Origin of the sequence: uncultured Rummeliibacillus sp. (assembly GCF_934216135.1) — a bacterium.
Classification (GTDB): domain Bacteria; phylum Bacillota; class Bacilli; order Bacillales_A; family Planococcaceae; genus Rummeliibacillus.
On the sequence record NZ_CAKQBI010000050.1, the window covers coordinates 1 to 12,999 of the forward strand.

Sequence of the window (12,999 nt, forward strand, 5' to 3'; positions counted from 1 at the left end):
GGGATAGGTACAGTAGGGATTGTTGAACTTGGTACAAAGGAACAAAAGGAAAAGTATCTTCCAAAGATGGCCAGTGGGGAATGGATTGGCGCTTTTGCGTTAACAGAACCGAGTGCAGGTTCCAACGCAGCTAATATCAAAACAAAGGCCGAAAGAAAAGGCGACAAATATATTATCAATGGATCAAAACACTATATTACAAATGCAGTTTGTGGGAATATTTTTACCGTTATGGCGGTAACAGATCCAAGTAAAGGTGCGAAGGGCATTACTTCATTTATTGTCGAAAAAGATTTCCCAGGTTTTATTGTCGGAAATGTAGAGAAGAAAATGGGGCTTCGGGGTTCACATTCTGCTGAATTATTTTTTGAAAACTTGGAAGTCCCAGTAGAAAATGTCCTTGGCGAAGAAGGAAAAGGGTATGTCAATGCACTGAAGATCCTAGCGAATGGTCGAGCTGGGCTTGCAGCAAGGAATCTTGGATCATGCGAAAAACTTTTGCAATATAGTTTGGACTATGCGATGCAACGTGTTCAGTTTGGAAAGCCCATCTTTGACCAACAAGCTGTTCAACATATGTTGTCCGATATGGCGCTAGAAATCGAATTACTTCGTTCTATGACCTACAGGGTAGCGTGGATGACGGATCAGGGAAAAAGAGTCGTAAAAGAAGCTGCAATGGCAAAGTTATATGGATCAGAAGTATACAATCGTATTGCCGATTTAGCTGTCCAAATTCATGGGGGAATCGGCTATATGAAAGAATATCCAATTGAGAGATATTACAGAGACGCAAGAATTACAAAAATATATGAAGGTACCTCTCAAATCCAAAAAAATATTATAGCTGGAGAACTAAAACGGGAATATAAATAGCGATCAAAGTAGTAATTGCTGAAAAAGTTAGTAATAGATGTCTACATTTAAAATGGGGGTGCAAGGATGGGAAATGCAGTAATTATTGACGGTGTACGCACAGCAATAGGACGTATGGGAGGAACACTAAAAGACGTTGAAGCCGACTTTCTTTCTGAAAAAGTTATACGTGAGGTGGTTCAGAGGAGTAAAGTAAATCCTCATCTAATAGAAGAAGTGGTCTGGGGACACGCAAAACAAAGCTCAGATGTACCAAATCTCGCAAGACTCGCAGCATTAAGAGCAGAACTTCCAATCGAAGTACCGGGTTATACAGTTCATAGACAATGCGGTTCAGGTTTGCAGGCTATTAATAATGCCGCACAACAAATTAGTTGTGGTATTTCAGACACGATTATTGCTGGTGGTGCTGAAAGCATGAGTACAGCTCCCTATTATTTAAGAAAGGCAAGGTATGGATATGGAGCAGGTAATGCAGAGCTAGTCGATCCAAATACCGAAAGTCAACCACGTGCACAGCCAATCGAAAAATACGGCAATTTAACGATGGGTTTAACAGCTGAAAATTTAGCATCCAAATACAATATTAGTAGAGAAGAACAAGATGAATTTGCATTAGAGAGCCAACAAAAAGCAGCTACAGCCATTCAAAACGGAAAATTTAAAGAAGAGATTGTTCCATTTGAAATCAAAAATAAGAAAGAAATCATGCAATTCAATACAGATGAACATCCTCGTTTAACAAGTCTTGAAAAATTAGCATCTTTGAAGCCTGTTTTTAAAGAAGATGGAACAGTTACTGCGGGTAATTCTAGTGGCCGCAATGACGGGGCTGCAGCTCTAGTAATGATGTCAGAAGATTTAGCCCTAAAACAAGGATTGACCCCAAGACTTCGAATTGTTGCACAAGCATCTGTAGGGGTGCCACCTGAAATTATGGGGATTGGTCCAGTACCTGCAACATTAAAAGCTTTAAGACTTGCAGGTTTAACATTAGATGATATTGACTTAGTGGAGCTAAACGAAGCCTTCGCAGCACAATCACTTGCGGTTCTAAGAGAGTTAAATATTGATAAGAAAAAACTTAATGTTAATGGTGGCGCAATCGCTTTAGGGCATCCAATAGGAGGAACTGGCGCTATATTAACAGTTAAAATCATGCATGAACTTGAAAGAATTGGTGGTAGATATGGACTTATTACTGCATGTATCGGTGGTGGACAAGGCATTGCAACAATAGTTGAGAATCTAAGAGTTTGATGATTGGAGGAACCGTTTATGTACAATCCAAGAGTTCTTCAAATCCTTTCCATGTACCATCCAGAGGGAGAAAAAATTCTGCAAAAAAATGCAAAAGTAATTCGAACGGATCAGTATGACATCCCACATTTATGTGAACTTGTCAAAGATGTAGAGGGAATTGTCCTCCGTGCGCCTGCGAAAATTACGAAGGAAATCATAGATGCTAATCCACGTTTAAAAGTAATTTCAGGTGCAGGTGTAGGACTAGATAATATTGATGTTAACTATGCAACTAAAAAGAGTATCCCGGTCCTTCATGCACCTGCAGTAAATAAAACGTCTACTGCAGAGCACACCGTAATGCTAATACTTGCATTAGCAAAGTCAGTCTTACCTTTTCATAATCAGATGAAGGTAGGCAATTACAATGCAAGAATGGTCATCCCATCTATAGAACTCAAAGGGAAAAAGGTGGGCCTTATTGGCTTTGGTAATATTGCTCAGGAAGTGGCGAAAATACTTATAAATGGTTTTGATATGGATGTTACTGCTTGGGTTCGTACATACAAACCAGAAAAGCATCATGTCGCTAAAGAACTTGGTGTTACCATTCATACAAATATAGAAGAAGTCTTCCAACAAAGTGATTTTATCTCCATCCATTTACCATTAACGGATCAAACAAGACTATCAATTGACGAACGACTTTTTTCTATTATGAAACCTTCTGCCTATTTCATCAATACAGCCCGTGGAGCAATACTTCAACAAGAGCATTTATATTATGCATTAAAAAATGGTAAAATTAGGGGAGCAGGTCTTGATGTATTTGACCCAGAACCACCTGATGAAAATTTACCACTTTTAAAATTGCCAAATGTGATTGTAACCCCACATGTTGGAGGAACAACAGTAGAAAGCAATCAAATCATGGCCACTACTGTAGCACAAAATGTACTAAAAGTTTTAGCTGGAGAAAAGCCGCAATATATTGCGAATCCAGAAGTGCTAAAGTTGTAAAAAGAATAGGAGAATGATGATGGATCAATATTCAATAGCTTTAATTCCCGGAGATGGAATTGGCGTAGATGTTGTAAGAGAAGGAAAAAAGGTATTAGATACGGTTAGTGAATTGCATGGAGGTATTTCATTTTCATATAAGGAATTTGACTGGAGCTGTGAATACTATGCCAAGCATGGTCGAATGATGCCAGAAGATGGCTTGGATCAATTAAAAGATTTTGATTCTATTTTTCTTGGTGCCGTCGGATACCCAGGTGTGCCAGATCACGTATCACTTTGGGGACTTTTGTTACCGATAAGAAGACAATTTGAGCAATATATTAATTTACGACCTGTCAAACTATTAAACGGTATTCAATCACCATTAGCAGGAAAAACATCTAAAGACCTTGATTTCATCGTAATTCGCGAAAATAACGAAGGGGAATATTCGAATATCGGTGGTCGAATCTACGAAGGTACTGATGCTGATATGGCGATTCAAAATAGTGTTTTCACACGAAAAGGAGTCGAAAGAGTACTAAGATATGCTTTTGATTTGGCACAAAAACAAGGGAAAAGAAAGCATGTTACAGCTGCAACGAAGTCAAATGGTATCAACCATACAATGCCATTTTGGGATGAGTACGTGAAGAAGATCAATCAAGAATACCCTGATGTAACAAGTAATATTGTCCATATCGATGCACTTGCAGCCTTTTTTGTCAGTAAACCAGAAACAATGGATATTGTTGTAGCATCCAATCTATTTGGCGATATTTTAACGGACTTAGGAGCAGCAATTGTCGGAGGTCTTGGCATTGCACCTTCAGCAAATATTAATCCAGATAAGAAATATCCTTCCATGTTTGAACCCGTACACGGATCTGCACCTGATATCGCTGGAAAAGGAATTGCAAACCCACTTGCATCTATTTGGTGTACGAGTATGATGTTGGACCACTTAGGTCATCCAGAATCTGCAAAAGCCATTATAGATGTTATGGAAGAAGTTATCCAAGAAAAAATCGTCACACCTGACCTTGGAGGAAATGCCACAACAGAGCAGGTAGGGGATAAAATCTGTGAAAAATTGAAAATGCACTTAGGGTAAACTAAAAAGCGGCTATTAGAAGCCGCTTTTTTGTTACCATAAATTCATTTTTAATGACTTAAATTGCTAAGAGAGCGAATAAAATTTAATAAAGAGCGAATAAATGAATGGAGGGAGCGAATAAACAGACGAAACTAGCGAATAAAATGAATGAGAGAGCGAATAACCTAACCTATGAACTGATGATAAAATTTCAGGATTTCTTTCGTGAATTGTTTGACTAAAAACCACCAATATATGGTTCAAATCAAACGATGTTTAAAGGAATGAATCGTTTCAAATGACTTAAATTGCTAAGAGAGCGAATAAAATTTAATAAAGAGCGAATAAATGAATGGAGGGAGCGAATAAACAGACGAAACTAGCGAATAAAATGAATGAGAGAGCGAATAACCTAACCTATGAACTGATGATAAAATTTCAGGATTTCTTTCGTGAATTGTTTGACTAAAAACCACCAATATATGGTTCAAATCAAACGATGTTTAAAGGAATGAATCGTTTCAAATGACTTAAATTGCTAAGAGAGCGAATAAAATTTAATAAAGAGCGAATAAATGAATGAAACTAGCGAATAAACAAGAGAAAAGAGCGAATAAATCGGCGAAAAGAGCGAATAAACCGGCGAAAAGAGCGAATAAAACACTTCAAACTAGCGAATAAATCTACAATCTACCATGTTTGAATTTCATTTTCAGATTTATTTTGTTCTTTTTCTTTATCAGGAAATAGAAGACTAAATAGAATTCCGACAATAGCTGCTATGATAAATGTTGTAAAGCGTGAACTAATTACATCTTCAAGTGGTGTTGATATCCAAATAAGTGTACTTACAAAGCCGGCTATGATTGTAGCGATGACACCGATGCCTGAGAAACGTTTCCATAAAAACGTGAGAATTATGGCTGGAGATAACGTACAGCCTACACCTGCCCAAGCCCAGCTAACAACTAAGTACACAAGAGATTTAGATGTTAAAGCAATGATTAAACCAACTAGCCCTGCTATGACAATAGTGATCCTAGATATTCTAACTAATTGCTTCTCAGATATTTTTTTACCCATTGCTTTATTAACGATATCTTCACTGACAGAACTCGTCATAACAAGAAGTTGAGAATCTGCAGTAGAAATAATAGCTGCAAGAATACCTGAAAGTAAAAGTCCGGCTATCCACGGCGGAAGAAGATCGAGTGCCATATAAGGTAGAATGGTTTCTACATCTGCAAATTGATGATCTTGGTAAAGTGTAATAGCCGTAATCCCAATAAGAAATGCTCCGCTATAAGCTAAAAGTGTCCAAATAATTGCTACAATACTTCCAGTTCTTGCTTCTTTCTTATCTTTAAGTGCCATAAAACGAGCGCTAAGTTGCGGTTGACCGCCGAGGAATCCGAAGAACCAAGCAAAGTTATTAAATAGTAATAAACCGAGTGCAAAACCGGTTACTCCGCCTGTCCAAGAGTCAATTTTAGATCCAGAAGATTGTAATGCATGACTAATTGATAAATCACCCGTATAGATATTGTAAAGTGCGACGATTGGTAATATGACTAATGTTGCTAGCATCATTATACTTTGAATCATATCTGTCCATACAACACTGACAAATCCACCAGTGTAAGCAAGGATAATAACAATTACAATACTGATCAACATACCAACAGTAGTGTGAATACCAAAAACGGTAAATAGCGTTTTTCCGGCTCCTGCAATTTGTGCTCCAAAATAAAACATCATAAAACTAAAGATAAGAATAGTTGCTAACCATAAAATGAGTTTTCCGTGTTTTGGAAAACGTTTTGCTAAATAACTTGGTAGAGTCATTACCTGATACTTTTCCGCATCTTCCATAAATCTCTTTGCTAAAAATAACCACGCAAACACAATTCCAAGTGTAATACCAACGGCAACCCAGACTCCGGATAATCCTGTTGAATAGACAAATCCTGTATAGCCTAAAAGCAGCCAAGCAGATTCACCAGTTGCTCTTTCAGAGAAGGCTAGTGTCCAACCGGGTAATTTTTTCCCACCTAGAAGAAAATCTGAATGCCCCATATTACGACGACTAAAATAATAACCAATTCCTAGCATAAAGATGCAGTATAAGATAAACTCCACTAATACAATCGTGTTCAAATAATCATCCCCTTTTTTAGTAATTTACAACTCTATATTTTGTCCAATATGAAGACGTAAAGCAGTTTCTACTATTCTATTTGCAACAACAAGATCAAAAAGTGCCATACCGGTTGACTTGAATACAGTAGGTTGATGTTTTGAAATAATGGGTTTTACTTTGTTTGTAATAACTTTTGAAAATGGAATGACTTGATTATCTGTTATCCATGAATGTTTTAAAGGGGTTATTACGTCGCCACTTTCACTTTTTGCATCCAATGTATCTACATAAAGAAAGTCTAGATGGTTATAGATGGAGTTTGGGAATTCTCTCATTTGTGGTTGGTATGAACCAATTCCGATGATGAGCTTCCCATTATAAATTTTTTCGATATTTGGAAGGACGGGTTCAGAAGAAGTAGTAGAAGTAATAATGATATCAGAGTGTTCAACTAAATTAATCGTTTCATCAACAATATGAATTTCAATATTTTTTGCTATCTGTTTTTTTAGGGTTTCGATAAAAGCAGGAATCTTATATTGTGTACGATTCCAGAGATATATATGGCGGATATCACGAACAGCACAAGCAGCCAATAGTTGATATAAACCTTGATAACCTGTACCAATTAAGCCAACCGAATGTGAGTCTTCATTTGCCAAATATTTAATAGCAGTACCGCCAATAGCACCTGTGCGAATCCCAGTTAACAATGTTCCATTTAGGATTCCTTTAATAGCACCATTTTGTCGATTGTGTAAGATCATCGTCCCTTGCGTTGCTAGAAGATCCTGATTGTTCGGATAGACATTGACTATTTTTAACCCAGTTGAATCTGTCGCAATGCAAGGCATAAGTAATAACGTATTATCGTTGTCTTGAATTTGTGTTCGTAGAGGCATGTGAAAAAGTTTACTGTCATATAAAATATAGGCTTCCTCAATAGCTTGAATTGCGTCATTCATAGTGATTGCTTGCATAATGTCTTGTTCATTTAATAGTAGCAAATATATTTCCCCCTTAATTAAACGATGGCATCTTCTAAAACAAGATCATTTTCTGCAAAACGTTCAAAGCGTAAAGGATGTAAATCTAAATTTTCATATTTTCCTAGATGGATTAACTCAGCTAACCCTTGTCCAACTGCAGGAGCTTGCTGCATTCCATGACCACTAAAACCAAGCGCCATATAATAGCCTTGCATCGTAGGGTGATTCCCTATAATCGCATTGTGATCAGCAGTATTAAAACTATATAGGCCAGCCCAAGCAGATGTTATTTTTGCTATTTCAAAATTTTGTACACGATGTGCCAATACTGGCCACAATTCATCATAAAATAGAGATCGTGTTACTGTAAAATCTATACCTGGCTTCACTTTTTCTGAAAAGCCGCTTAATATTTTATTGCCCTCATGTCGGAAGTACACTCCTGAAGGGTCGACAGTCAAAGGCAAATCCTTTTCTAATGGAACTGCCGTATCAAATTGAAAAATTTGCCGCTTTAATGGATGGATAGGTAATGGGATACCAATTTTTTCACTTAAATAAACACCCCATGCTCCTGCACAGTTAATAACAATTGGAGAATTATATTCTTGTCCATTGATTAAGCGAACTCCTGTTACCCGATTTTGAGTCGTCAATATCGTTTCAACTTCCTCAAAAATATATTCAACACCCATTCTTTGAGCGTTTTTTCGGAAGCCTTGCATAACGGAGTAAGGATCTAAATAACCATCTTCAGGACAATAAAGACCTCCTGCTAAATCATTGATATTTAGTTCTGGAATAACATTGAGTAATTCTTCTGTTGAGAGTAATTGGGAAGGAACTTTGAATTGATGTTGGAGAGCTTGTTGCTTTTTTAAAGAAGAAATCATTTGTTCTGTACCTAAAAATAGATATCCATTTTGTCTGAAATCAATTTCAAACGGTTCACCATCAATTTTCATAGTTTCAGGGAATTTCTTATAAAATTGCAGACTATATCGACTTACTTGAATATTGATAGCAGTTGTATACAATTGTCGAATTCCTCCAGCACTTCTGGAAGTTGAAGAATATTCATAAATAGGATCTTTTTCGAAAACAATAATTCTACCATCGAACCCAATTTTTCGAAGTGAATAGGCAGTACTAGAACCCATCACACCCCCTCCAACAATGACGATATCAGCTTTTTCCATAGAATCCCCCCATTTTAAATTTATTTATATATATTATTGAAGCTTGATAGAAAAAATGTGCAAATCGAAAAATTTTCTATGTGATAGGAATATATTATTTACTACTTTTTAGTCCGATTTGCATTTGAAATATGGGTTAGAATAAGGCGAATTGTACATGTAAAATGGGGATTTAATGTAAAAAGAGAAAGTATAGGGTATTTGTGTACTAAATTTATAAAATTAATTTTAGGATGAATAATTGCGAAAACGTTTTCATATAAATCTGTGATTAAAGGAAGTGACTTTTTATGAGAAGAGGAGATGGTTGGAATGATTAAAAACTTCAAAAGACTAACATTCATATTAATTTTGATATTAGTAACAATAGTTGGAACTGCATGTAATAGTAGTGGGGATGGGGAGAGTAAGAATAACAAGAACAAAATAGACGTAGGAATTGTATTACCAACAAAAGATGAGCCACGATGGGTACAAGATGAACAGCGTTTCAAGGATGCATTGAAGGATTCAAAATATTCAACAGAAATTCTATTTAGTCAGGGATCATCTGCAAAAGAAAAAGAAAACGTTGAGTCACTTTTAAATAAAGGTATTAAAGTATTAATCATTACGCCTCAAGATGGTGCTGCTGCAGGTGCAGCAGTAGAAGCAGCCAAAAAAGAGGGCGTTACTGTTATTGCATATGACAGGTTGATTACCAATACCGATGCAGTGGATTACTACGTAACATTTGATAGTTTAGCAGTTGGTGCAGCACAAGCTCAATATTTAATCGATAATGCCAATGGTTCAAATGTTCCGCTTTACCTTTACGCAGGGGCGGCTTCAGATAATAATGCATTCCTCTTCTTTGAAGGTGCATGGAAAGTACTTCAACCAAAAATCGCAGATGGCACATTTAAAATTGCCAACTCAAGTGAAGCTGAAAAGCTAAAAGATACCGCAGAACTTTCGCGTGACCAATTAAGTAAAATTATTGGGCAAGTAACAACGAACTGGGATCCAAACGAAGCGAAAAACAAAGCACAAACACACCTAACTGCAGCTAAAGCAGATTTAAAAGGGGATGTAGCGATTTTAGCACCTAATGATGGTACTGCACGTTCTATTGCAGATGTTTTTTCAACAGATAAGGCAGTAAAAAGTTTTGTTGTAACCGGTCAAGATGCAGAAAAAGCTTCTATTCAATATATTATTGACGGTAAACAATCCATGACGGTGTTCAAAGATGTTCGAACGCTAGTGACAGATGCAATGGGGGTTGCTGTTGAAGTATTAGATGGTAAAACACCTGAAACAACGGGATCTTATGACAATGGTTCAGTAGAAGTAAAGGCTAAACAAACAGACGTAATTGTTGTCAATAAAGACAATGTGAAAAAGGAATTAATCGATTCAGCCTACTATGAAGCTAGTGAATTTAACGGTTTAGAGTAGAAAATGAACGAAGTGGAAAATAGTGATAGCAATTGCTATCACTATTTTGCCCATTAAAAGCTGAAAATGAAGTGAATTAGGGGTGATAAAATGAGTGAATATATACTCGAGATGAACCATATTACAAAAGAATTTTCGGGATTTAAAGCCCTATCAAATGTAAACTTCAAAGTGAAAAAAGGAGAAATTCATTGTTTGGTAGGTGAAAATGGCGCGGGAAAATCTACTTTAATGAAAGTGTTGAGTGGTGTTTACCCACATGGTACATATGAAGGGGATATCGTCTATGAAGGGAAAGTTCAACATTTTCATGAGATTAATGATAGTGTCAAATGTGGAATCGGGATTATCTACCAAGAACTTGCTCTATTTCCGGACTTGACAGTATACGAGAATATTTTTGTGGGAAATGAAATACGAAATGGTCCTTTTGTAGACTGGAATCAAACGATTGCAGAAGCAAATAAAATGCTAAAAAAGGTAAAACTCGATGTAACACCAGAATCATTGATCAAAGAACTGGGTGTTGGCAAACAACAGCTTGTAGAGATTGCAAAAACATTAAGTAAAGATGTCAAACTCTTAATTTTGGATGAACCAACAGCAGCATTAAACGAAGATGATAGTGAAAATCTACTAGAGCTTTTAAAAGAGCTAAAAAGCCAAGGAATCAGTTGTATTATGATTTCGCACAAATTGAAGGAAGTAATGCAGATTGCGGATAAAATAACTGTTTTACGAGATGGACAGTGCATTTCTACTTTGGATGCTAGTCAGGAGAAAATAGAAGAAAATGTCATTATCAAAAATATGGTAGGACGCGAAATTGAAGATATATATCCGAAACGAGAAGGCCAGAAAATAGGAGAAACTGTCCTTGAGTTAGAAGATTGGACAGCCTTTGACCCACAATTAGGAAGAAATGTTTCCAAAAATGTTCATCTCCACGTAAAAAAAGGAGAAATCATTGGAATTGCAGGATTGATGGGGTCTGGTCGTACAGAACTAGCACTAAGTATATTTGGCAATCCAAAATATTATAAACTGCAAGGCAATCTGAAAATACATGGTTCAAAAAGAATGTTGAGAAATACAAACGATGCGATAAATGCAGGCATTTCTTATGTAACAGAAGATCGTAAGGGCAATGGATTGTTTTTATTGCAAGATATAAAAAGTAATATTTCGGTAGCACATTTAAAAGGGATTACATCTAACGGTGTTGTCAACCTAAATGAAGAAGTAAAAGTTGCAAATCAATACAAAGAATCGTTGCATATTAAAGCAAGCTCACTTGAACAAAGAGTTGGAAATTTGAGCGGAGGCAACCAGCAAAAGGTTTCATTAGGCAAATGGCTATTTACGTCGCCAAAGATTTTAATATTAGATGAACCAACACGAGGGATTGATGTCGGTGCTAAATTTGAAATTTACACAATCATGAACCAACTGATATCGGAAGGCATGAGCATCATCATGATTTCTTCAGAACTTGGAGAAATTCTTGGCATGAGCGATCGAATATATGTTATGGCTAATGGCACTATCAAAGGGGAACTATCTGCCGAGGACGCAACACAAGAAAAAATTATGGAACTAGCTACAAAATAAAGGGGGGAACGTAAAATGGATTTATTGAAAGAAGGAAAAAATTTAGTAAAACTAAATATTAGAGAATACGGTATGTATATTGCCTTATTTGTAATTATTTTAATCTTTACTATTTTGACTGATGGGTTATTTATTTCATCAAGAAATATTAGTAATTTACTAGATTCTGCAGGGTATATTGCTGTGTTGGCAGTAGGGATGACACTTGTGATTGTTATTCGGCATATCGATTTATCGGTCGGATTTTTAGCAGGCTTTTTAGGAGCTATAACTGCCATTCTATTAACTCAATATGAACTTTCAGTATGGCTTGTTATTCCGATTATATTAATATTAGGTATACTGATTGGATTAGTATACGGCTTATTAATCGCAAAAATTGGTGTTCCATCTTTTGTTGTAACGCTTGCTGGTATGCTGATTTTCCGTGGCGCTCTCCTACAAGTGACTGAAAAAACCGGAACGATTATTATAAAAGATGAGCAATTCAATGCAATAGGGAATGGGTTTATCCCATCAATAATGGAGTTGAACGGACTCCATTTATTAACATTATTAATAGGTTTAGTTGGAATACTTTTATTCATATACAACGAAATTACAATTCGCCGAAATAAAATGAATTATGGTTTTGAAGTGATGTCAGGTAGTATCTTCAGTATAAAACTAATCTTCATCTCCGCGATCATTGCGTATATAACATGGATTTTAGCAGGTTATAATGGGTTTTCTTGGACTGTTATTATTGTTGTAGCAGTTGTGGTGATTTATCATTTTTTAACAACCAAAACGGTTCTTGGACGCCATATTTATGCAGTAGGTAGTAATCCAGAAGCCGCTCATTTAAGTGGAATCAGTGTAAAGAAAATAACGTTTATCGTCTTTGGATCGATGGCGATGCTTGCCGCTTTATCTGGAATTCTCTTTACTTCACGCTTACAGTCTGCAACAACAACTGCTGGAACTTTGTTTGAACTTGATGCAATAGCTGCTGCTTATGTAGGTGGGGTCTCAGCTGCCGGTGGGGTAGGAAAAGTAACGGGAGCGATTATTGGTGCAATTGTGATGGCTTCTTTATCCAGTGGTATGAACTTACTAGGAATTGGCATATCCTATCAATATATTATTCGTGGTACTGTATTAGCAGTAGCGGTAATATTTGACGTTATGACTCGTAAAGAACAACGAGCTTAATAAGAATAGACCTAATGTTAAGTGGCAAAATTATTACTGTTTTATTTCCTACTAAATACATTTGTTTTATTTTGAAAAATATTTTATAGTTATATATAGAATTTTCTGTAAAATAATTTAATAGAATAAAATGAAAGCCCAGGGGTGAAATGTCAATCATAAAAATTATTGAAATTGGAAATTGTTAAGCCTTTCAACACCCGAAACTCA

At 36.2% G+C, this 12,999-nt stretch carries 10 protein-coding genes; 7 read left to right on the top strand and 3 right to left on the bottom strand.

All coding sequences use genetic code 11. From position 1 onward, the window contains the following. The 4 genes from Q0977_RS17105 to Q0977_RS17120 form a co-directional block, all read left to right on the top strand. Window positions 1-876: acyl-CoA dehydrogenase family protein (locus Q0977_RS17105; protein ID WP_299516099.1), on the top strand; the 876-nt coding region annotated here is incomplete at its 5' end. Window positions 877-942: 66 nt separating this feature from the next. After that, entirely contained in the window at window positions 943-2,136 is a 1,194-nt protein-coding gene (locus Q0977_RS17110; protein WP_299516101.1) for a thiolase family protein, read from the top strand. Window positions 2,137-2,154: 18 nt separating this feature from the next. Continuing rightward, on the top strand, window positions 2,155-3,138 hold the full coding sequence (locus Q0977_RS17115; RefSeq protein WP_299516103.1) for a hydroxyacid dehydrogenase: 984 nt from the start codon (window positions 2,155-2,157) through the stop codon (window positions 3,136-3,138). A 19-nt stretch (window positions 3,139-3,157) separates the two neighbouring features. After that, window positions 3,158-4,234: a tartrate dehydrogenase gene (locus Q0977_RS17120; RefSeq protein WP_299516105.1), complete on the top strand. Its 1,077-nt coding sequence runs from the start codon at window positions 3,158-3,160 to the stop codon at window positions 4,232-4,234. Window positions 4,235-4,906: 672 nt separating this feature from the next. On the opposite strand, the gene Q0977_RS17125 is transcribed toward Q0977_RS17120, so the two are convergent. The 3 genes from Q0977_RS17125 to Q0977_RS17135 are packed head-to-tail and all read right to left on the bottom strand — an operon-like array spanning window position 4,907 to window position 8,544. After that, complete coding sequence (locus tag Q0977_RS17125) at window positions 4,907-6,373, bottom strand: sodium/proline symporter (RefSeq protein ID WP_299516107.1); 1,467 nt, start codon at window positions 6,371-6,373, stop codon at window positions 4,907-4,909. 24 nt (window positions 6,374-6,397) lie between these two features. After that, entirely contained in the window at window positions 6,398-7,363 is a 966-nt protein-coding gene (locus Q0977_RS17130; RefSeq protein ID WP_299516109.1) for an ornithine cyclodeaminase family protein, read from the bottom strand. A 17-nt stretch (window positions 7,364-7,380) separates the two neighbouring features. Continuing rightward, on the bottom strand, window positions 7,381-8,544 hold the full coding sequence (locus Q0977_RS17135) for an FAD-binding oxidoreductase (RefSeq protein WP_124218704.1): 1,164 nt from the start codon (window positions 8,542-8,544) through the stop codon (window positions 7,381-7,383). A 312-nt stretch (window positions 8,545-8,856) separates the two neighbouring features. Here Q0977_RS17135 and Q0977_RS17140 point away from each other — a divergent pair, with 312 nt between their 5' ends. From Q0977_RS17140 to Q0977_RS17150, 3 genes are all read left to right on the top strand, one after another. Further along, window positions 8,857-9,984 (top strand): sugar ABC transporter substrate-binding protein, encoded by a 1,128-nt coding sequence (locus tag Q0977_RS17140; RefSeq protein WP_299516112.1) that lies wholly within the window; start codon window positions 8,857-8,859, stop codon window positions 9,982-9,984. 90 nt (window positions 9,985-10,074) lie between these two features. Further along, on the top strand, window positions 10,075-11,595 hold the full coding sequence (locus Q0977_RS17145; protein ID WP_124218703.1) for a sugar ABC transporter ATP-binding protein: 1,521 nt from the start codon (window positions 10,075-10,077) through the stop codon (window positions 11,593-11,595). 15 nt (window positions 11,596-11,610) lie between these two features. Then, window positions 11,611-12,789, top strand: coding sequence for a sugar ABC transporter permease (locus Q0977_RS17150; protein WP_124218702.1), 1,179 nt, complete (start codon window positions 11,611-11,613; stop codon window positions 12,787-12,789). Window positions 12,790-12,999 lie beyond the last annotated feature (210 nt).

Excerpts from the sequence above, each read along its gene's own strand:
- Q0977_RS17110 (WP_299516101.1), top strand. The coding sequence starts at position 943 with ATGGGAAATGCAGTAATTATTGACGGTGTACGCACAGCAATAGGACGT.
- Q0977_RS17115 (WP_299516103.1), top strand. The coding sequence starts at position 2,155 with ATGTACAATCCAAGAGTTCTTCAAATCCTTTCCATGTACCATCCAGAG.
- Q0977_RS17120 (WP_299516105.1), top strand. The coding sequence starts at position 3,158 with ATGGATCAATATTCAATAGCTTTAATTCCCGGAGATGGAATTGGCGTA.
- Q0977_RS17135 (WP_124218704.1), bottom strand. The coding sequence starts at position 8,544 with ATGGAAAAAGCTGATATCGTCATTGTTGGAGGGGGTGTGATGGGTTCT.
- Q0977_RS17140 (WP_299516112.1), top strand. The coding sequence starts at position 8,857 with ATGATTAAAAACTTCAAAAGACTAACATTCATATTAATTTTGATATTA.
- Q0977_RS17145 (WP_124218703.1), top strand. The coding sequence starts at position 10,075 with ATGAGTGAATATATACTCGAGATGAACCATATTACAAAAGAATTTTCG.
- Q0977_RS17150 (WP_124218702.1), top strand. The coding sequence starts at position 11,611 with ATGGATTTATTGAAAGAAGGAAAAAATTTAGTAAAACTAAATATTAGA.